Below are 20,634 nucleotides of genomic sequence, written 5' to 3'. Positions count from 1 at the left end.
CGTCTGGAGAGTCGATGGTGCGACGTGCGTGGGTCGTCGCGGCTGCAGTCGGCGCACTCGCACTCACCTCGTGCAGCGCCCCGACCGATCCGGCCGCAGCTTCGGCCGACGCCGGCATCGTGCTCGCCGACGGGCACGAGCTCGGTGGATACAACCCGGTCGCCGGATTCGGCTCCGCGGGTGAGGCGAAGATGTACGACGGTTTGTTGCGCCTCGACGGTGCCCCGGGGTTGCCGGGCTTCGAGCCCGCCCTCGCCGCCGAATTGCCGACCCCCAACGCCGACGCGACGGTGTGGACGGTCCCATTGCGCGAGGGCGTCACCTTCTCCGACGGCTCGACCTTCGAGGCCGCGGATGTGGTGGCCACCTACGAGGCCATCGAAGACCCGGCCTCGGCGTCGGAGGTGCGATCCTCGTTCGACATGATCACCTCCGTCGTCGAGCTCGATCCGCACACCGTCGAATTTCGACTGGCCCATCCGTACGCGGCCTTCGAGACCAAGCTGCTCATCGGGATCGCTGCCTCGGAGGCGCTGGCGGAACCGGGCCTGGCCGCCGAGTCGGAGCTGAACACCGCGCCTGTCGGAACCGGGCCGTACAAGCTCGTCGATCTCACACCCGACCGCGCTGTCTTCGAGGCCAACGAGGACTACTGGGACGGGGCACCGGAGGTGAAGAAGCTGACGCTGCTCTACGTTCCGGACGACAACACTCGCGCTCAGCGAATGGCCTCCGGCGAGATCGACGGGACGACTCTACCTCCGGTGCTCGCGCGAACCTTCGACGACCGGGAAGCGATGACGGTGTCCGCCAACACTTCCGCCGATTGGCGTGGGGTGTCGATGCCCACCGACAATCCGGTCTCCGGTGACCCGGCGGTGCGGATGGCGCTCAATCTCGCTGCCGACCGAGCGTCCATGGTCGACAACGTGCTCGCCGGATACGGTCGAGAAGCCGCCACTCCCATGCCCGACGCGTACGGCGACGCGTACGAGCCCGAGGCCGTATTCGCCTACGACCCCGCTGAAGCAGAACGGTTACTGAGCGAGGCCGGCTGGATCGACGGTTCCGACGGGATCCGCTCCCGGGACGGCATCCGCGCCGAGTTCACCGTGATGTACAACTCCGCCGACACCGTACGCCGAGATCTGGCTCAGGCCTTCGCATCCGACGCACTTGCGGTAGGCATCGAAGTGAATCTCGAGGCGCTTTCGTGGGATCGGATCGACCCGCGGATCTCCTACGATTCGACCCTCATGGGCGGTGGCTCCGAACCGTACGACCCGGACACGCAGGCATACAACGCGCTGCACTCGGTGTTCCTCGAACCCGGAGTGGGCAGCATCTACGACAACGCGAGCGACTATTCCAATCCTGCGGTCGACTCGGCTCTCGAAACGGGACGCCGAAGCCTGGACCCAGCTCAGCGCAGTGCCGCCTACCGAGACATGCAGCGGGCGTATGTCGCCGATCCCGGCTCGATCTTCCTGGTCTTCCTCGATCACACCTACGTGTCGAAGACTTCCGACTGGACGATGTCCGGGCCCATCCTCGAACCGCATTCGCACGGCGTCACCTGGGGGCCGTGGTGGTCGTTGCAGACGTGGACACCGCAATCATGACGGCAACCATCACCCCGGCCCCGGTATCGGCGACGGCCCGCCGCGACCGACACAGCAGACGCCGCCGAATTCTCGGGATGATCGGACGACGGCTACTGTTCGTCGTCCCCGTCTGCGCGGGCGTGTCCGCAGGGTTGTTCGCAGCCGCCGCGGCCTCGCCCTTCGACCCGTTGGTCTCCTACCTCGGCGCGCGATACACCAGCACGTCCGAAGCGGACAAGGCGATTCTCGCTGAACAACTCGGCTTCCACCAGCCCTGGTACTCGACCTATCTGCAGTGGCTGCAGGGTGTGTTCACCGGCGATCTCGGCACATCGAGAACGTTCGGCCAGCCGGTCGCCCAGGTTCTCACCGAGCGCCTTCCGTGGACGCTGTTGCTCGCCGGCACCGGACTGTTGCTCGCTGCGGCGGTGGCGCTGGTACTCGGTGTCGCCGCCGGAATGCGCCGAGGCGGAATGCTCGATCGTGTACTCACCGGCCTCTGCATCACTGTGCAGGGGCTGCCGCCATTCGTGCTGTCGTTGGGGGCCATCGCGCTGTTCGCCCTCGGGCTCGGGTGGTTGCCGGTAGCGGGCCTGTCCGACGGGGGAGCAGACCCGACCGTCGCAGGAGTAGCCGAACACATGGTGCTGCCCGTTGCAGTGCTCGCGGTGTCGCAGGTGCCGTGGCTGTTGCTCGTTGTCCGCGAGTCGGTATCGGCCTCGCGGAGCGAGGACTACGTCGCAGGAGCGCTGGCGCGGGGTATCCCCGATTCCACGGTGACCCGCCGACACATCGTGCCGACATCGTTGGCTCCGTTCGTCAATGTCGTGGGAGTGCGGTTGCCCGAGCTCGTCGTGGGCGCGGTGCTGGTGGAAGAGGTGTTCTCCTGGCCCGGTATAGCGGGCGCAGTCGTCACCTCGGCCCGCGATCTCGATATGGCACTGCTGGCCGTGCTCACCGTGGGCACCACGCTGGCGGTGATGATCGGCTCTCTCTTCGCCGACGTCGTGGCGGCGATGCTGGATCCGCGGGTGGCCACCGATGGGTAGGCGCAGGCTCGTGGTGGCGGCGGTGCTTCTGGGTCTGTTGACGCTCTATGCGATCGCAGTTCCGTGGTTGTCCGGCGTCGACGATCGGATCACCGATTTCGCCTCCGCCCGGCAGGGGCCATCGGCCTCGCACTGGTTCGGTACCGACTCCGCAGGCCGAGATCTGTTCGTTCGCAGCGCCTCCGCCATCCGCACCTCGCTTCTGATCGCGGCGGCCTGTGCGGTGCTCGCGACCGTGCTGGGCACCGTGGTCGGAGTTTTCGCAGGCGTGTGGGGCGGATGGGTCGACCGGGTGGTCATGCGCTCGACCGACGCGATCAATGCGCTCCCACACCTGCTCCTCGGGATCGTCATCGTAGCGATGTTCCGCGGGAGCATCACGGCGATCGTGCTGTCGATAGCTCTGACGCATTGGACCCAGGTGGCGCGGATAGTCAGATCGGAAATCCTCGGCCTACGCGGGCGCCCCTTCGTCGACGCCGCCGTCGCTGCGGGTGCGAGCCGAGCGCACGTCATCGGACGCCACATGTTCCCGGCCGTGATGCCGCAGGCACTGATCGCCGTGGTACTGCTGCTGCCACATGCCATCTGGCACGAGTCGACGCTCTCGTTCCTGGGTTTCGGTTTGCCACCGCACGAACCGAGCCTGGGCACATTGCTGTCGGAGGCGCGCAGCTCGCTGCTTCTCGGTGGATGGTGGACCCTGGTCTTCCCGGCCGGCATCCTGGTGCTGGCCACGGTGTCGGTGGCTCTCGCCGGGTCCGCGCTGCGAACCGCCGTCGCACCGCCTGCCCCCGCCGAACTGCGATTGTGAGAACCCTGCTGTGACCGCGCTGCTGATCGAGAACCTGACGGTACGGATCCCGCTGCCCGGGGGCGCGAGCGTGCATGCGGCGAGCAATGTGGACCTGGCCGTCGACGCCGGCACAGTTACGGCGCTGGTGGGCGAATCGGGTTGCGGCAAATCGGTTCTCGCATCGGCGGTGTTGGGCATGCTGCCACCGGGGTCGAGCGTCACCGGCTCGGTCACCGTCGTCACCGCCGACCGACGCATCGACCCGTTCACCGACTCCTCGTTCCGTGGCCGCGACGTCGGACTCGTTCCGCAGTCCGCGTCCTCGTACCTGACGCCGGTGCGGACGGCTCGGTCTCAGCTCGAAGAAACGATTCGGGTACTCGGGTCCGGCCGCACCTCCGAGGAGTTGGCGCGCATGGTCGGTCTGGACCCCGCGCATCTGGACTGCTATCCGCACGAGTTGTCCGGCGGGATGGCTCAGCGGGTCGCTTTCGCGGGTGCGCTCGTCGGAGATCCCGCGGTGATCATCGCGGACGAGCCGACGGCCAACCTGGACCGCGAGCTCGCAGATCGCGTGCTGGGACTTCTCCGCCGATCCGCCGACGACGGTGCTGCCGTTCTGCTCGTCACCCACGATCTGGCGTCGCTGATGCGCTCGGAGGTAGCGGACAGGGTTGCGGTGATGTACGCCTCGCGGATCATGGAAACAGGACCGGCCTCACTCGTGTTCGAGGACCCACTGCATGACTACACACGAGATCTGCTGGGCGCATTGCCTTCTCGCGGATTGATACCGATTCCGGGGATGCCGCCGCAGTTGACCGATCTGCCGGACGAGTGCGTCTATCACCTCCGTCGTCCCACCTCCGTGCACTCCGGGGGGCGCACCGCTCTCGTCACGGTCGGGCAGCGGAGCTACCGGACCAGGGTGAGCGCGTGAGCCTCGAGGCCGTGGGAATCGCGGCGGGCTACCCCGGCCGAGCGGACGTTCTCCGCGGCCGCTGCTTGTCCGTTCCCGCCGGTGAGTTGGTGGGATTGACTGGGCCGTCGGGAACCGGCAAATCGACGATGGCCAGAGTGCTCGCGCTGCTACTCGAGCCCCGCGCCGGATCGGTGAGGATCGACGGGACGCTCGTGCGCGGTGCCGGGTATGCCGTTCCGTCACAGGTGCGACGGCAGGTGGCGTTGTTGTTCCAATCACCGCGGGCCGCGACGGACCCGCGAATGGCGCTGCGCACCATCATCGGACAACCTGCCGCGATCGCCCGCCGCGCCATCGACGTCGACGAGCTGGCGTCGCGGGTGGGGCTGACCCCCGATCTGCTCGGGCGTCGACCGCACCAAGTCAGCGACGGACAGTTGCAGCGCGCGTGCATTGCCCGCGCCCTCGCTCAGCAGCCGCGGTATCTCATCTGCGACGAGGCGACCGCGATGCTCGATGCCGCGACGACGGCGTCGATCATGCGGCTCGTTCTGCACGAGGCGAGCGAGGCTGGAATGGGTGTACTGATGATCAGCCATGACCTCGAGCTGCTCGATGCAGTCGGCGCGGCTTCGCCGCCCGTGTTCGCATGGTGACCGCCGATGGTAACCATGCGAACACGGGTCAGAACTCGATGCGCACAATGTCGCTGACGGGACGTGCCTGACATCCGAGAATCAGCCCGTCGGCGAGGTCTTCGTCGTCGAGGATCTCGGAGTTGTCCATGGCTACTTCACCATCGAGGACGGTGCAGGCACACGAACCGCATTCTCCCTCCCTGCAGGAGTAGGGGACATCGATTCCTTTCGCCAACATGATGTCCACCAGGGTGTGCTGCCGCGGCCAGTCCAGAGTGTGTGTCTCGCCGTCGAGTGAGACGACGGCACTCGCCGCAGACGCACTCTCGGCGTCCGAGATCTCCAAATCGGGTGCGTCGGCGAAAGGGTCGCCCGAGAGGGATTTGAAGAGCTCGCTGTGCATCCGGTTGCGCGGGAACCCGCTGAACTCGAGCGCTTTGTGGACGGCGTCCATGAAGGGGCCGGGGCCGCACACGAAAGCCTGATGATCGCGATACGGGCCCACGAGCGTGGCCAGTTGATCGACGGTGGGCAAACCTTGAATCGACTCGAGCCAGTGGTGCACCGTCAGCCTGCGCGGGTATTGCGCTGCGAGAGTGCGTAGTTCGCCGGCGAAGATCACCGACCTCTCGTCGCGGTTGGCGTAGACCAGCGCGATCTTCCCCACCCCTTCGCTCAGGGCGGACTTGAGGATCGACATGACCGGGGTGATGCCGGACCCGGCGGCGAGAAGCAGGAAGTCCTCGTCGAGGTCGGCCGGGGTGAACAACCCCGACGGCGGCAGGGCTTCGATGGTGTCGCCGGGTGCCAGGTTGTCGCAGACCCAGTTGGAGCCGTACCCGTCGGCGGTGCGTTTGACGGTGACCTTCGGCCGCTCGTCGTGATGAGGGGAGCTGGCCAGCGAGTAGCAGCGAGCCACCGAGCCCGTGCGCTCGCTCGGGATGCGCAGCGTCAGGAACTGCCCCGGGCGATAGTCGAATGCTGCTGGAGTGTCGAAGACTATCGATCGGGCGTCGGCGGTTTCCTCGACAACATCGGCAACGGTGAGGGTCACCGAACGAGAACCGTGCGGTGCTTGAGCTGTGACCATCGACGTCCTCTCGTAAAACTGTAACGTGTTCTAGTTTAACCTGCCGGCCTTCGGCCGCGCCACCCCCCGCCGCCTACCTACCCGATCGGGTAGGTAGGCGCCCCGCCCGGAAGCTGGTGGGCATCCGGGCCGAATGCGGATAGGGTTGTAACGTGCATCACAGGTGCCAGTGCATGTGAGGGTGGCAGATCACGCTGCCGCCCGGAGTCAGAAGAGGCGAGAAGTCATGATCGAGATGGCAGCGACAGGCCAGGCGCTGCACGACTTGCATTCACATCGCAGTTCGGTCGAGGCACCGCGGGTGCTCAAGTTCCATGCGCCAGAGATCGTATTCGGCCAGCATTCGCTCGGCGAGGTCGCTCACGCGGCGCTGCGGTTGGGCGCGCAGCGACCGATGGTGGTCACCGATCCGGGCCTCATCGAGACCGGCTGGGTTGCGCAGTTGATGAATCTGCTCGAGGAGCAGGGCTTGGCGCCGACGATGTGGAGCGGCTCGACACCGAATCCCAAGGATTTCGAGATCGAGGCCGGGCACGAGATCTACCAGGCCTCCGAATGTGACGTTCTCGTGGCGATCGGTGGCGGCTCGGTGATGGATGCGGCGAAGGGTATCGCCGTCCTCGCCGGCAACGGCGGATCGATCCTCGACTACGAGGGAGTCGACCAGGCGAGACGACCGATTCCTCCGCTCGTCATGGTCCCCACCACCTCGGGTACAGGTGCGGACGTCTCGCAATTCTGCATCGTCACCGATACTGCGCGGTCCACGAAGATCACCATCCTCGGACGCGCACTCGTTCCGGATATCACCGTCATCGATCCCCGATTGCTGACGACGATGCCCGAATGGCTCAATGCGGCAACGGGCCTCGATGCGCTCACGCACGGAATCGAGGCGTTCGTCTCGCTCGGGCACAATCAGTTGACGGATCATCACGCATTGCGGGCGGTGACCTTGGTGACCACTCACCTCGCCCACACCATGGACGTGCCGTCGGACATGCGGGCCCGCACCTCGATGGCGCAGGCAAGCCTGGAGGCGGGACTGGCGTTCACCAACGCGATACTCGGGGCGACGCATGCCATGAGCCATCAGGTCGGTGGGTTGCTCGACCTTCCACACGGTGTCATCAACGGCGTCCTCCTGCCGCACGTCATCCGGTTCAACGCTGCTGCCGATCCGATGCCCTACGTGGCGATCGCGGCGAGCCTCGGTCTGCCGGAGGGTCGAGCGTCCGCCGAGGAGGCTGCCCTGGCAGTCGCGGAGCGGGTCGAGCAGTTGGCCCGCCAGGTCGGTGTGCCCGTCGGACTCCGCGAGATCGGCGTCAGCGACGCCGATATCGATGTGCTCGCCACCAACGCCCTGCGGGACGCCTGTATGTCGACCAATCCCCGTCAGGCCACCCACGCCGAGATGGCGTCGCTGTTCAGGGCAGCGCTGTGAACGCGCCACCGCCGGACCTTTCGCTGCTGACCGGTCTGCGGTCGGGGAAGAGCACCTTCTATCCCCAGTACCGCGGAGCGGCCGAGAGACTCGAACGGGTCGTGCACGCGTTGGAGCTGATTTCACGCGCGCTGGTGCGCACCGTCGACGGACCCGAAACGCTCATCTGCGCGGTGGCCGAAGCCGCGAGGGCGCACCTGTCGGCGCAGTGGGTGGTGTTCGCGCTCGCGGACGGCGCCCTTCCCGACGCCGGTCCGCGCAGGCTGGTTCTCGGTCCCGACGCCACGCCGTTCCTGGTCGGCGACGTGGTGGGTCCACCGTTGCCCGATGACGTGGTCGACTGCCTCGAATCGATTCGGCTGGCCAGGATCGGCGGGGGGCGTGAGCCGCAGATCGAATCGCACCACGCGTTCGTGCCCATCGCCCTCGACGGCGGCGTGGTCGGTGCGTTCGCCGCGTGGACACCGCAGCGGCGGGTGCTCGACGCGACGGACTCGGCAGTGCTCAGTATCCTTGCCAGCCAGACGGCTGTGGCCCTGCAGAACTCGGCGCTGTACCAGAGTCGCCGCGTGTTGCTGGAGCGGACCGAGAGCGCCTACGCCGAGGCACATCGCACTGCCGCAGACCTCGCCGTTCGCAACGCCGAACTCGAAGCGACGCAGCGCCAACTCGGTGCCGCACACCGGCATCAGGTGCTCGACGACGAACGCCACCGTATCGCCCGTGAACTGCACGACAGCGTCACCCAGGCCGTACTGTCCGCGGGAATGCAGATCGAGGTGTGCCGCAACGAGATCCCGGCCGAGGAGCGTCGCGAAAGATTGGATCTGGCAAAGGAACTCACCAGGCGTGCCGTCGAGCAGTTGAGATCGGCGATCTATGCGCTCAATCATTCGCAGGACGCGGACCGTACGACGCTGCCGGAGATGCTCGAGCAACTGTCGGTGGTGCACATGCCCGACGAGTTGCAGGTCTCGTTGAGAGTGGAGGGAACGCCGGTGGAGCTGAGCAGTGAGTGCGAGCACGGGCTGCTGCGCGTCGCCGGAGAAGCGCTGTTCAACACCGCAGTTCACGGTCGAGCCAACCGCGCGGTCATCCGTCTGGCCTACCGCGAGGATTACGTGTCACTCTCGATAGCCGACGACGGCCACGGCGATCCGGCGCATCTGCGGCTGATGCTGCGGATGGCGGAGAACAACGATGTGGACGGTAGGCATCGCGGTCTCGCGAACATGGCTGCACGGGCACGCGAACACGGCGGACTGCTCGAAATCCGTAGGGCCCGCATCGGAGGCGTACGAGTTTCCGTGCGTGTTCCGTCGAAAGAGAGTGAGCAATCGTGACCGTGAACACCGCTTTGGTCAGGATCGTGCTCGTCGACGATCACGCAATTCTCCGCGACGGCCTCAAATCCGTCCTCGAACGCGAAACGGATCTCTCGGTCGTCGGCGAGGCATCCTCGCGCGCCGAAGGGCTCGCGGTGGTCGAACAGGTCAAACCCGATATTGTGCTCATGGATCTCAAACTGTCGGCCAGCACCGACTACGAGGGTTTGGCACTGTGTGCGCAGCTCTCCGGCGCCCATCCCGGACTCGGGCTGCTGGTGCTCACGACGTTTCTCGACGACAGGCTCGTCGTGGAGGCCGTGCATGCGGGCGCCCGTGGATACGTGGTCAAGGATGTCGACACCACCGAACTCGTTCGGGCCATCCGGGCTGTCTCTCGGGGCGAGAGCGCCTTCGACTCCAGGAGTGCGTCGGCAGTGATCCGCTCGCTCAACGGGCAGGGATCGACCAGCGAACGATTGACCGATCGCGAGCTCGAGGTCCTGCGGCTACTGGCAACAGGTCTGTCCAACAGCGGAATCGGGACAAGGCTGTTCATCTCGGCGACGACGGTGAAGTTTCACGTCAGCAACATCATGCGAAAGATGGGTGTGAGTCGGCGGGCCGAGGCGGTGTACGCCGCAAGCAAGCAGGGACTCATCTAGGCGCGACCACGCGGGAGGTGTCGAGTACCAACCATCCACCGTGGAAGGTCTCGACCTCGAACAGTAGCCCGGTGCGAGACCCCATGACGCGCAGCGCCTCGGCGTCGAAGGTTCGGATGTGTCCGTGGCACGCGGTGGCGTGTGTCTCGAAGGGCACCGCAACGACCACTCGTTCGCGCGCGATTCTGATGGCCTCGGCGAGGATGCGGTCCCCGAGCGCGTCCTCGACGTGTTCGAGCAGGTGCAGGGCAGTGACGGTGTCGGCGTACCCGTCGGCAACCGGTATACCGGCGGCATCGGCCGTCAGGACGTCGATGGTCGCACCGAGGTGCGGCGCTACCGTGCCCAGCAACCGCATCGTGCCCTTCGACAGATCGGTGGCGGTGACCTCGATACCGGCCATGGCGAGGCGCAAGGGGAAGAAGCCGAAGCACGATCCCAGGTCCAGCACGGATCCGCGTACGAGGGCCTCGGCTCGCTCGTGCACCGGCGCGAAATCGGCGCTGCCGGAGAGGAGATCGTCGAGCGAGTTGCGGTAGTACGTGGTCCAGGCCTCGACGGGATCGGTCACCGTGGAGCGAACGAGTCCGACCAGGGCCAGTTCGAACTCCCGCTGCGAGAGGTTCATATCGGTGAGCCTGTGCACCAACGCCTCCCCGATATCGGTCGAGGAAAGCCGGTGCCGAATCGAGAGCGACCCGTCCTGACGGTCGAGCACCACCTCGCCGGGCGCGAGATGCTCACTGAACTCGACAGCGGTGTTCTCGTGTGTCCACCGCCCGGCCGTGCCCGGCGCAAGGGCGTCGATTTCGGTCATGTGCGCAACTTCCGATCAGGTTCCGGGGGCGTGCTCTGGGGCGTGTACGCCGACCTGGAGCGTGCGAGCGCCCTCGGTCAACAGCTGGGCGAGCTCGAGGGATTCGTCGGTCAGCCACTGCTCGTACGCTGACATTGCCACACCGAGGACCATCCAGCCAACAGTTCGAGGAAAGTGGTCCTGTGGTCCGGAATCGGTTCGTGCGGCTACGTATTCGGCGATCACCTGACGCCACCCCTCGTACATCACCATCGAGTAGCCCTGCAGCGCGGGATTTCGCAGAATCAGCTCCATGCGCTGGCGGTGCACCGGCTTCTCGTCCTCGGGAAAGGTGTTGAAGTGCAGCAGCGCAGTACGGATGCTGTCGGCCAGTGGCATGTCCTCGGGCAGATCGGCCAGCAGTGTCCGCAGCGCGGCGAGCTGCTCGTCGAAATCACCCCAGGGCACTGCGTTCTTGGACGGGAAGTACCGGAAGAACGTGCGCCGCGCGATACCGGCGGCATCGGCGATGTCGTCGACGCTGGTTTCGTCGAACCCGTTCCGCGCGAAGAGTTCGATACCGAGATCACCGATCTGGCCCCTCGTTGTGGACGGGCGCCGACCTACCCGGCTGGACGGTTTCGCACCTCTGGGCAATTTTCCCCTCCGATTGCTGTCTTTCTGCACTCGATGCCATTATGGTGGTGAACCAGGTCACTGTCACTACCGACTGTGGTCGAGACAACAATTCTCTCCGATGGAGGTACCTCGATGTCCCAGAACCCCAAGACCGACGTAGTCGATGCTGCCGTGGTCGAGTCCGATCTGGTCGAAGAATCGTTGGTGGAAGAGGTCTCCATCGACGGCATGTGCGGCGTGTACTGATCATGTCCGCTCCCGCTCGGCCGGCTGAGATGTCCAGCGTGCTCGATCTCGATGCACGCTGGGCCCTTCACCCGCAGGTGGCGCTGCGTCCCGAATCGTTCGGGGCGCTGCTCTACCACTTCGGAACTCGCAAGCTCTCCTTTCTCAAGAATCGCACCATCGTCGCGATCATCGAATCCTTTCCCGAGCACACCGACATGCGGTCGGCCATCGCGGCCGCGGGTATCGACGAATCCGGTATGGCGCCCTACGTGAAAGCCCTGGCCACGCTGGCCGATTCGAAGATGATTGCCCGGGTCTGAGCATCGTACGACGCTCGGAGCCTCTCGGCTCATCGCCCACCGATCTCCGGAAAGAGGACAGACCATGACCTCCATGCTCGAAAGGCCGTCGCCGCCCCCCGCCGTCGGCAAGTTGGTCGACCAGTTCGAACTCGGACTCGACGCCCCGATCTGCTTGACCTGGGAACTGACGTACGCGTGCAATCTGTCGTGCGTGCACTGCCTGTCCTCCTCCGGACGGCGTGACCCGCGCGAACTGAGCACCGAACAGTGCAAGTCGATCATCGACGAACTGCAGAAAATGCAGGTGTTCTACGTCAACATCGGTGGCGGCGAGCCCACCGTGCGCTCCGACTTCTGGGAGCTGGTCGACTACGCCACAGCACACCAGGTGGGCGTCAAATTCTCCACCAACGGTGTCAAGATCGACAAGAAGGTCGCCGCCCGTCTTGCGGCGTCGGATTACGTCGATGTGCAGATATCCATCGACGGTGCCACCGCCGAGGTCAACGACGCAGTTCGCGGTCCCGGCTCCTTCGACATGGCCGTCCGTGCGCTCGAAAACTTGCGTGAGGCGGGATTCACGGACGCCAAGATCTCCGTGGTCGTCACCCGTCACAACGTCAGCCAGCTCGACGAGTTCAAAGCGCTCGCCGACAAATACGGTGCGACACTGCGTATCACACGACTGCGCCCCTCGGGCCGCGGCGCCGATGTGTGGGACGATCTGCATCCGACCGCCGGTCAGCAGCGTGAGCTCTACGATTGGCTGGTCGCCAACGGTGAAGGGGTGCTCACCGGCGACTCCTTCTTCCACTTGTCCGCATTCGGGGACGCACTGCCGGGGCTCAACCTGTGCGGGGCGGGACGAGTCGTCTGCCTGATCGACCCGATCGGCGACGTCTACGCCTGCCCGTTCGCCATTCACGAGCAGTTCCTCGCCGGCAACATCGTTCGTGACGCGAAAGACGGTATGGGCGGGTTCCAAACTGTGTGGCAGACATCGGAATTGTTCCAAGAACTGCGCTCGCCGCAGACCTCGGGCGCCTGCACCAAGTGCTCGCACTTCGACGCCTGCCGCGGCGGCTGTATGGCCGCCAAATTCTTCACGGGCTTGCCGATGGACGGCCCGGACCCCGAATGCGTGATCGGCAACGGTGAATTGGCGTTGGCTGCAGCGGGGGAGATCCCCAAGTCCAGCGTCGACCACTCCCGAACCGGGCAGCGCAAGACACCGAGAAAGTCGGTGCCGCTCACGCTGATGATGCGGCCACCGGCCAAGATCTGCGACGAGAATCCGCTCGCAGGAATGGAATAGGAAGAACAACACCATGACCAACTCCGCGTGGTTCGAGACCGTTGCCGAGGCGCAGCGGCGAGCGAAGAAACGTCTACCCAAGTCCGTGTACGCCGCCCTGGTGGCCGGTTCCGAGCGCGGCATCACCATCGACGACAACATGGCAGCCTTCGGCGAACTGGGATTCGCCCCGCACGTCGCCGGATTGTCGGACAAACGCGACCTGTCGACGACGGTGATGGGGCAGCCACTGTCCTTCCCCGTCATGATCTCCCCGACAGGTGTGCAGGCGGTACACCCCGACGGCGAGGTGGCCGTGGCCAGGGCAGCAGCCGCGCGCGGCATTCCCATCGGTTTGTCCTCGTTCGCGAGCAAATCCGTCGAGGAAGTCGCTGCGGCCAACCCACAGACCTTCTTCCAGATGTACTGGGTCGGGTCCCGCGAAGTGCTCCTCCAGCGGATGGAACGTGCCCGCGCGGCCGGCGCCGTGGGTCTGATCATGACGCTCGACTGGTCGTTCTCCAACGGTCGCGACTGGGGCAGCCCGTCCATTCCCGAGAAGATGGACCTCAAGGCGATGGCCAAGTTCGCCCCAGAGGGCATCACACGGCCGAAATGGTTGTGGGAGTTCGCCAAGACCGGCAAGATCCCCGATCTCACGACGCCGAACCTGACCCCACCCGGTGGCGGCGACGCGCCCACGTTCTTCGGTGCCTACGGCGAATGGATGGGCACCCCACTACCGACGTGGGAGGACGTCGCCTGGCTGCGGGAGCAGTGGGGTGGACCGTTCATGCTCAAGGGCGTCATGCGCGTCGACGACGCCAAGAAGGCCGTGGACGCGGGTGTCACAGCGATCTCGGTGTCCAATCACGGTGGCAACAATCTCGACGGCACTCCGGCGCCTATCCGTGCGCTGCCGGCGATCGCAGAGGCGGTGGGCGATCAGATCGAGATCACCCTCGACGGCGGGATCCGGCGCGGTAGCGACGTGGTCAAGGCCATCGCTCTGGGCGCGCGGGCGGTACTGATCGGACGCGCCTACCTGTGGGGCCTCTCGGCGAACGGCCAAGCCGGGGTGGAGAACGTGCTCGACATCCTTCGCGGTGGCGTCGACTCCGCGGTGCTAGGGCTCGGGCACTCGTCCGTTCAGGATCTGACGCCGTCCGATGTCGTGATGCCGAGGGGCTTCGACCGGAAGCTGGGCGTCTGACCGGCCCACGCTCGATGATGTCGACGCCGGAATGGTTCGAGACCGTTGCCGAGGCGCAACGGCGGGCCGAGAAACGTCTCCCGAAGTCCGTGTATGCCGCGCTGGTGGCGGGCTCGGAGCGGGGTATCACCGTCGACGACAACACGGCGGCCTTCGGTGAGCTGGGATTCGCCCCGCATGTCGCCGGGTTGTCGGACAAGCGCGACCTGTCGACGACGATCATGGGACAACCACTGTCGTTTCCAGTGATGATCTCGCCGACGGGTGTGCAGGCCGTGCACCCCGAGGGTGAGGTCGCCGTTGCACGAGCGGCCGCGGCACGAGGGATTGCGATCGGGCTCTCGTTGTTCGCGAGCAAACCGATCGAGGACGTCGTTGCCGCGAATCCACACACGTTCTTTCAACTGCACTGGGTCGGCTCACGCGAGTATCTGCTGCAGCTCGTGGAACGTGCCCGCGCGGCCGGTGCCCTCGGACTGATCCTGACGATGGATTGGTCGTTCTCCGAGGGGCGCGACTGGGGTAGCCCGTCGATTCCGGAGAAGGTCGACCTGAAGGCGATGTGGCAGTTCGCGCCGGAGGCCATCGCGCGGCCGAAGTGGTTGTGGGAGTTCGCCAAGACCGGCAAGATCCCCGACCTGACCGTGCCGAATCTGACTACTCGTGATGGCACACCGCCGACCTTCTTCGGCGCGTACCGCGACTGGAAGTCGACGCCGCTGCCGAGCTGGGAGGATATCGCCTGGCTGCGCGAGCAGTGGGGCGGACCGTTCATGCTCAAGGGCGTCATGCGCGTCGATGACGCGAAGAGGGCCGTGGACGCGGGTGTCACGGCGATCTCGGTGTCCAATCACGGTGGCAACAATCTCGACGGCACCCCGGCGTCCATTCGTGCGCTGCCGGCGATCGCGGCGGCGGTGGGTGATCGGATCGAGATCACCCTCGACGGTGGCGTCCGCCGGGGCAGCGACGTCGCGAAGGCTCTTGCCCTCGGCGCGCGGGCAGTGCTGATCGGTCGCGCCTACCTGTGGGGCCTGTCGGCGAACGGGCAGGCTGGGGTGGAGAACGTGCTCGACATTCTTCGCGGTGGCCTCGATTCCGCAGTACTCGGGCTCGGACATTCGTCGGTCCATGAGCTCGAGCCCTCGGATATCGTCAGGCGCTGACGCGCATGTGCGCGGAAATACATAGCGGGCTATGTATTTCCGCGCACATAGGCCAAGCGCACCTGACTGGCGGTCGACCTGAGCAGACCGATCAGATCGGGGTCGTCGTGCACCAACCTGCCCGTCCGCCCGATCACCGCGAGAGCGCCGGATACTCGTCCATCGTCGTCGCGGATGGGGACGGCCACCGACGATCGCCCTACCTTGATCTCGTTGGTCTCGACGGCGATGTCGGTCGTGCGGATTCGGCTCATCTCGATCGCGAGTTCGGCCAGATCGACGATGGTGTGCGCCGTGAATTTCCTGAGATCGGACAGAACGGTGCCATCGGGTCTGTGGGCCAGTAACAGTTTACCGATCGCCGACGCATGGATATGAGTTACCAGTGCAGTCTCGCCGGACAGTTCGTGGTCGGGGTCTCGGTCGATCAACTGAATTCGATCGTTCTCGTACGACGCCAGGTACACCCCGAACCTGATGCGGGCACGAAGCTCGTCCACGATGTGGTGATTGTCGACCTCGCTCGCGGGGGCCGCTGTGGCAAGTTCTCTCGTTCGGCGACCGAGAGCGAAGCCCGACAGGTCTTCGATGCGCACCAGGAAGCCGTCGGCGACCAGAAGATTGAGCAGTCGGTACGCGGTGGCAGGTGGAATTCCTGTGGCGTGCGCGACCTCCTTGGCCGTTGCCCCCGAACCTAGATGTGCGACGGCTTCGAGCAGCGCAAGCGCCTTCTGGACGGCACGCGGTTCGTGTCCTCCGACTTCGCTCGTTCGCACCGTCCGCACTGCCATCAGCGGGCGTCGGTCCAGGGACTCTTCACCACGGCAACCGCGCCGCGCGAGTTTTCCCCGTACGCGGCAGCACCCGGTAGGACGTCGCGGCTTTCTGCGCTGTCGAACACCCCGACGGCGGCGAGGGCGGCCGGTCTGTGTACGTGCAGATAGACGCGCCAGCAGAATCCGGACAGTGCGAGCACGCCGAGCATGATCAACATGGTGACGTTCTGCGCTAGCCCCACCGTCACGACGAGGTTGGCCAGGACGGCGCATCCGGCGGTGCACGCGAGCACTCCGGCAAGCACTACCGTCGCAGTGAGTTCTCCTATACGCCTGAGGAAGACCACTGCGGCGATGGCGACGACGGCATATCCGACGATGAGGGCCGCCCGAGCCAGAAGCCGCGTGTCGTCGAGCACAGCCGAGCTGCTGAACACCACGAAAGTCGAACTGACTACGACCAATCCGCCGAGGACGACGCAGAGTGCAACGTACGGGGTGCGGAAGGTCTGGTGGACGCGGGCGAATCGATCGGGAACGACGCGCTCGATCCCCATCGTGTAGAGCAGTCTCGACGCCGCGTTGGACGAAGCCATGGCCGAGGCGAGCCACGAGCAGCTCAGTCCGAGATTCAATGCGACGACCAGCCACACATCGATACCCGTCGAGGAGCCGTGTTGGTACGCACCGATCAGCACACCGCCTCGACCGGACCACGCTGCCCACGCCGCGAACGTGAAGAGCGCGCCGCAGATCATCGGGGTCAACAGAACCGTCCTGGTCACAGTGACGAGTGGACGTTTCGCCTCGGGACCGAAGAACGTAGCGCTCTCGAATCCTGCGAGGGCGAACATCGCACCGAGAGCGACGAGGAGCAGACCATTCGGTGCCCCGGACGGTTCGACGGTAACCGGTTGACTCTCTGGCAACAGGAGTAGTGCGGTGATGAACACCAGCGAGCACAGCTCGACCACCAGAATTGCGGCAGCCGCGAATCTGACTCCGCGGACCAGACATCCGAGTATTCCCAGAGCGATTACGGCGTGAATCACCACGGCGCCAACGACTCCACCGGTGGGTATTCCGGTCTCACGGAGCACGGTGCGCACCGCCTGGCCGCCGAAATAAAGCGTCAGCGCCCCACTGGCGCAGTACTTGCACAGCATCGCAATACCGACCGTCAGGGCCCCGCGCGATCCCGAACCCTTCACCGCGAAACTGTAGAGACCGCCGGAGGACGAGAACCGCCTCGTGAACTGCGAGACGCAGAACGCGATCAGCGACACGACGATCGTGGCGGCGAAGACTGTGAGCAGACCGCCGAGCATCGTCTCGTTGGTCAACATCGTGATCGGCAGGATCACCATCGATGCAGCCGGAGCGGTCGTGGCTACCGATTGCGCGAACACTTCGATACCCGACAGCTGGCGGCGGCCGAGTGCGCGCAGTGGTGACAGTGCCGGCCGCTCCGGCTCCCGAGCGGCGAAGGAGGCCGCGATGGCCTGTTCGAGTGCAGACATGATGGCCGAAAAGTAGCTGCGCATTGTTGCGGCCGCATTGCGTCGATGCTTCGCCTGAATTCGATCGAGTGAGAACTCCAGCCGAGTCGTGGTCGAGTTCTCACCCGGAGTCGAATGAACGTTTCGCGTGCTACGCATTCTCGAATTCTCGAGATTCCACCATTGACCGAACTCGAAACCGGTCGATTTCGGCCGGTAATTCGAGTGAAGGCCGGCAGAAGGAGTGGAAGAAACCCATGGCAGTAACACGGAGATCGTTCATGCGTGGCCTCGGTGTCACAGGTGGTGCAGGACTTGCCTACGGAGCGATGTCGTCGATCGGTCTTGCGCCGTCGGCCGCAGCGGCGCCCAAGCGGTTTCGGTCGCCTGCGATGGCCGACCTGATCGGAAGGGTCGAAGGAAGCCCTAAGGTCGTCGTCCTCGGCGGCGGGCCCGCTGGTCTCTGCTCAGCGTACGAGCTGCAGAAGGCCGGATACGCAGTGACCATTCTCGAGGCGCGGCAGCGGCCGGGCGGGCGAGTGTGGTCCATCCGCGGTGGGGCCGAGGAGACCGACCTCAATGGGGAGACTCAGAAATGCACCTTCTCCGACGGACACTTCTACAACATCGGCGCAACCCGAATCCCGCAGAGCCACATCACGATGGACTACTGCAAGGAACTCGGCGTCGAGTTGCAGACATTCGGCAACCAGAATGCGAACACGCTCGTCAACTACAAGAGCGGCACTGCGTTGAATCAGCAGTCGGTGTCCTACCGCGCGGCCAAGGCCGATACCTACGGCTACATGTCGGAGTTGTTGCAGAAGGCCACCAGCAGAGGTGCTCTCGACGACGTCCTGACGCCCGACGACAAGGACGCCCTGTCGGAGTTCCTGTCCAGCTTCGGAGACCTCTCCGACGACGGACGCTACATCGGGTCGACCCGTCGTGGATACAGCTCGGAGCCGGGTGCAGGCCTGAACTTCGGCGACCAGACCAAGCCCTATGGAATGTCCGACGTCATCCAGAGCGGCATCGGACGAAACTTCAGCTTCGAGTTCGGCTACGACCAGGCGATGCTGATGTTCAGCCCGGTGGGGGGCATGGATCGGATCTACTACGCGTTCTCCGATGCCATCGGTGCCGACAACATCGTCTACGGCGCCGAGGTCACAGCACTGAAGAACACCTCCGACGGGGCGACGGTGGAGTACGTGAAAGATGGATCCGCGGAGTCGATCTCAGCCGACTACGTCATCTGCACGATCCCGCCCGCACTCGTCACGCGGCTCGAGAACAATCTGCCCGCCGAGGTGCTGCTCGCGTTGAAAGCGGCCAAAGCAACACCGTCCGGGAAGATGGGTATCGAGTACTCGCGGCGATGGTGGGAGACCGACGAGCGCATCTACGGTGGCGCCAGTAACACCGACATGGATATATCCCAGATCATGTTCCCGTACGACCACTACAACTCCGATCGCGGTGTCGTCGTCGCCTACTACAACACGGGCAAGCGTCATCAGGCGTTCGAATCGCTGACCCACAAACAACGTTTGGCCAAGGCCGTCGCTGAAGGATCGATGATTCACGGCGACAAGTACACCAAGGACATCAGCTCGTCGTTCTCCGGCAGTTGGCGCCGAACGAAGTACTCCGAGAGTGCGTGGGTGTCCTGGGCCGGGGCCGGAGACTCCCACGGCGGTGTCGCCACGGCCGAATACTCCACGCTCCTGAAGCCCGTAGAGCACATCTACTTCGCGGGCGATCACCTGTCCAACGCCATCGCCTGGCAGCACGGAGCCTTCACCTCCGCGCGCGACGTGGTCACCTCCATTCACGAACGCGTCACCGCGTCCTGATCTCTGTTCGTTCTCGAAAGGAAAATCTGATGTCCAAGAACACACGTTCGTTCGCTGCCGCCCTCGCAGCCGGAGCCATCCTGTTCACTGCGGCCTGCTCGTCGGATTCCGATACGGCGCCCGCCGGCACCGAATCCGCCTCGGGGGCCCGATCGGTCATCGAGCCGGGTGAAGCGAATCCGATGATCGCGCAAGGCGTCGAGATCTCCGGTGATGCAACGGTCTACAAGTCCAGTGGACTCGGACCGACCGCGCTGAACGAGGAGGCGGCGGAGGGAAGTCCGGAGTCGTATATCGACACCGAACAATTCTCGGGTGGAACCCTGCCGTCCGGTGTCACTGTCACCGAGGCTCAGGGAATCGGCGTGCTGAAGAAAATCCGCGACAACCTCGAAGGCCAGGGTTATGCGCTCGAGGATGTCGTGTCTATGCGGGTGTTCCTCGACAATGCGCCCGGAACCGATCGTGCCGACTATGCGGGGTGGAACCGCGCCTATCGCCAGTTCTTCGCGAACACCAATCTCGATACCGACGAGACCGAGCTCGTGCCGATGGGGACCGCCGAGCCCGCAGCCCCGATCGAGCGTAATTCTGCACGACCGTCACGGTTCGCCCTCGAGGTCGCCTCGCTTCCCGTGCCGGGGTGGCTTGTGGAGGTCGAGGTGGATGCGGTGAAGTGACGGTTCTGCCGGAGCCGTGATCGCCAGATCTGCACGGTGAGCCGTGGACGCGACGAGCGAGGCATTGTGCTCGTCGCTGCCATGCGCCCACGCCCGGGCTTCGAGGTCCGTCTTGCCGAACAGGCTGTGCCTCTCGACCAACCGCTCTCGACGGACGTCGTCGTCGATGTCGAGATACCACACCTCGTCCATCGCTGCGCGGGCGTCCGGCCAGTGACCCGAGTCGAGTAGGAGGTAGTTGCCCTCGGTGACGACGAGTGGGACGTCGGCTGATACCGCGATACCGGCAGCGATCGGTTCTTCCAGCGCTCGGTCGAAGTACGGCGCGTACACGATGCCCGTGGTCTGTTGCGCGAGCCTGCGCAACAGGTGTGCGTAACCGGCCGCATCGAAGGTCTCCGGTGCGCCCTTGCGTGAGCGCAGGCCCAACTGGACAAGCGTGCGCTCGGCGAGGTGGAAGCCGTCCATCGGCACCAGAATCGCAGTCTCCGGTCCGAGTGCTGCGACGATGGCTTCGGCGAACGTCGATTTTCCCGCTCCGGGCGCGCCCGCGATACCGAGGATGCTGCGGCCGGGGCGTCCGGCCATCTCCGTAGCCCGTGCAATGAACTCGTCCACCACTCGACCATAGGCCCGGTGCCCAGGCGGG

At 65.1% G+C, this 20,634-nt stretch carries 21 protein-coding genes; 15 read left to right on the top strand and 6 right to left on the bottom strand.

From position 1 onward, the window contains the following. Positions 1-14: 14 nt before the first annotated feature. Genes KVY23_RS03470 through KVY23_RS03450 form a run of 5 tightly spaced genes read left to right on the top strand, consistent with a single transcriptional unit; the run spans position 15 to position 5,027 of the window. Positions 15-1,622, top strand: coding sequence for an ABC transporter substrate-binding protein (locus KVY23_RS03470; RefSeq protein WP_230555308.1), 1,608 nt, complete (start codon positions 15-17; stop codon positions 1,620-1,622). Next, positions 1,577-2,653, top strand: coding sequence for an ABC transporter permease (locus KVY23_RS03465; RefSeq protein ID WP_230555499.1), 1,077 nt, complete (start codon positions 1,577-1,579; stop codon positions 2,651-2,653). The genes KVY23_RS03470 and KVY23_RS03465 overlap by 46 nt, the downstream gene beginning before the upstream one ends. Continuing rightward, positions 2,646-3,467: an ABC transporter permease gene (locus KVY23_RS03460; protein ID WP_206509603.1), complete on the top strand. Its 822-nt coding sequence runs from the start codon at positions 2,646-2,648 to the stop codon at positions 3,465-3,467. The genes KVY23_RS03465 and KVY23_RS03460 overlap by 8 nt, the downstream gene beginning before the upstream one ends. Positions 3,468-3,477: 10 nt before the next feature. After that, a complete protein-coding gene (locus KVY23_RS03455) occupies positions 3,478-4,389 on the top strand; it encodes an ABC transporter ATP-binding protein (protein ID WP_230555307.1) in 912 nt (303 codons plus the stop codon). Beyond that, complete coding sequence (locus tag KVY23_RS03450; protein WP_230555306.1) at positions 4,386-5,027, top strand: ABC transporter ATP-binding protein; 642 nt, start codon at positions 4,386-4,388, stop codon at positions 5,025-5,027. Before KVY23_RS03455 ends, KVY23_RS03450 begins: the two co-directional genes overlap by 4 nt. A 28-nt stretch (positions 5,028-5,055) precedes the next feature. On the opposite strand, the gene KVY23_RS03445 is transcribed toward KVY23_RS03450, so the two are convergent. Further along, positions 5,056-6,099, bottom strand: coding sequence for a ferredoxin--NADP reductase (locus KVY23_RS03445; protein WP_230555305.1), 1,044 nt, complete (start codon positions 6,097-6,099; stop codon positions 5,056-5,058). Between the two features lie 235 nt (positions 6,100-6,334). Here KVY23_RS03445 and KVY23_RS03440 point away from each other — a divergent pair, with 235 nt between their 5' ends. From KVY23_RS03440 to KVY23_RS03430, 3 genes are read left to right on the top strand one after another with little or no spacing between them, the layout of a single operon-like run. After that, positions 6,335-7,543 carry an iron-containing alcohol dehydrogenase gene (locus KVY23_RS03440; RefSeq protein WP_230555498.1) on the top strand — a complete coding sequence of 403 codons (1,209 nt, stop codon included), beginning with the start codon at positions 6,335-6,337 and terminating at the stop codon, positions 7,541-7,543. Continuing rightward, positions 7,540-8,886 (top strand): histidine kinase, encoded by a 1,347-nt coding sequence (locus KVY23_RS03435; RefSeq protein ID WP_269418561.1) that lies wholly within the window; start codon positions 7,540-7,542, stop codon positions 8,884-8,886. Before KVY23_RS03440 ends, KVY23_RS03435 begins: the two co-directional genes overlap by 4 nt. Next, a complete protein-coding gene (locus tag KVY23_RS03430) occupies positions 8,883-9,533 on the top strand; it encodes a response regulator transcription factor (RefSeq protein WP_075839696.1) in 651 nt (216 codons plus the stop codon). Before KVY23_RS03435 ends, KVY23_RS03430 begins: the two co-directional genes overlap by 4 nt. On the opposite strand, the gene mftM is transcribed toward KVY23_RS03430, so the two are convergent. Together mftM and mftR are read right to left on the bottom strand one after the other, a co-directional pair. After that, positions 9,526-10,350 (bottom strand): mycofactocin oligosaccharide methyltransferase MftM, encoded by an 825-nt coding sequence (gene mftM, locus KVY23_RS03425; RefSeq protein WP_230555304.1) that lies wholly within the window; start codon positions 10,348-10,350, stop codon positions 9,526-9,528. The genes KVY23_RS03430 and mftM overlap by 8 nt on opposite strands. A 15-nt stretch (positions 10,351-10,365) precedes the next feature. Next, entirely contained in the window at positions 10,366-10,986 is a 621-nt protein-coding gene (mftR, locus tag KVY23_RS03420; RefSeq protein WP_230555303.1) for a mycofactocin system transcriptional regulator, read from the bottom strand. Positions 10,987-11,100: 114 nt separating this feature from the next. On the opposite strand from mftR, the gene mftA reads away from it, so the two are divergent. The 5 genes from mftA to mftD (KVY23_RS03395) all read left to right on the top strand — a co-directional run bounded on the left by mftA (position 11,101) and on the right by mftD (KVY23_RS03395) (position 15,171). Next, positions 11,101-11,214, top strand: a complete 114-nt coding sequence (gene mftA, locus KVY23_RS03415; protein ID WP_075839718.1) for a mycofactocin precursor MftA — start codon at positions 11,101-11,103, stop codon at positions 11,212-11,214. A gap of 2 nt (positions 11,215-11,216) precedes the next feature. Further along, positions 11,217-11,516 (top strand): mycofactocin biosynthesis chaperone MftB, encoded by a 300-nt coding sequence (gene mftB, locus KVY23_RS03410; protein ID WP_075839699.1) that lies wholly within the window; start codon positions 11,217-11,219, stop codon positions 11,514-11,516. Positions 11,517-11,580: 64 nt separating this feature from the next. After that, entirely contained in the window at positions 11,581-12,813 is a 1,233-nt protein-coding gene (mftC, locus tag KVY23_RS03405; RefSeq protein WP_230555302.1) for a mycofactocin radical SAM maturase, read from the top strand. Positions 12,814-12,826: 13 nt separating this feature from the next. Continuing rightward, the gene (mftD, locus tag KVY23_RS03400) at positions 12,827-14,005 is read left to right on the top strand and encodes a pre-mycofactocin synthase MftD (RefSeq protein WP_230555301.1); all 1,179 of its coding nucleotides are present in this window, start codon (positions 12,827-12,829) and stop codon (positions 14,003-14,005) included. A 17-nt stretch (positions 14,006-14,022) separates the two neighbouring features. Next, the gene (gene mftD, locus KVY23_RS03395) at positions 14,023-15,171 is read left to right on the top strand and encodes a pre-mycofactocin synthase MftD (protein WP_230555496.1); all 1,149 of its coding nucleotides are present in this window, start codon (positions 14,023-14,025) and stop codon (positions 15,169-15,171) included. Between the two features lie 29 nt (positions 15,172-15,200). On the opposite strand, the gene KVY23_RS03390 is transcribed toward mftD (KVY23_RS03395), so the two are convergent. Next, positions 15,201-15,962, bottom strand: a complete 762-nt coding sequence (locus KVY23_RS03390) for an IclR family transcriptional regulator (protein WP_230555300.1) — start codon at positions 15,960-15,962, stop codon at positions 15,201-15,203. Beyond that, positions 15,962-17,467, bottom strand: coding sequence for an APC family permease (locus KVY23_RS03385; protein WP_230555495.1), 1,506 nt, complete (start codon positions 17,465-17,467; stop codon positions 15,962-15,964). Before KVY23_RS03385 ends, KVY23_RS03390 begins: the two co-directional genes overlap by 1 nt. 260 nt (positions 17,468-17,727) lie before the next feature. On the opposite strand from KVY23_RS03385, the gene KVY23_RS03380 reads away from it, so the two are divergent. After that, positions 17,728-19,305: an FAD-dependent oxidoreductase gene (locus tag KVY23_RS03380; RefSeq protein WP_230555494.1), complete on the top strand. Its 1,578-nt coding sequence runs from the start codon at positions 17,728-17,730 to the stop codon at positions 19,303-19,305. A gap of 29 nt (positions 19,306-19,334) precedes the next feature. Beyond that, positions 19,335-19,985, top strand: a complete 651-nt coding sequence (locus tag KVY23_RS03375; RefSeq protein WP_371829864.1) for a Rid family hydrolase — start codon at positions 19,335-19,337, stop codon at positions 19,983-19,985. Here the strand turns inward: KVY23_RS03375 and KVY23_RS03370 are convergent. After that, a complete protein-coding gene (locus tag KVY23_RS03370; protein ID WP_230555299.1) occupies positions 19,908-20,603 on the bottom strand; it encodes a nucleoside/nucleotide kinase family protein in 696 nt (231 codons plus the stop codon). The two genes, KVY23_RS03375 and KVY23_RS03370, sit on opposite strands and share 78 nt — an antisense overlap. Positions 20,604-20,634 lie beyond the last annotated feature (31 nt).

The sequence above is a fragment of the Rhodococcus sp. I2R genome (genome assembly GCF_020889545.1).
Lineage (GTDB): Bacteria > Actinomycetota > Actinomycetes > Mycobacteriales > Mycobacteriaceae > Rhodococcoides.
Note: the sequence above shows the minus strand (reverse complement) of the source record. Positions and strands in the feature narration are given on the sequence as shown.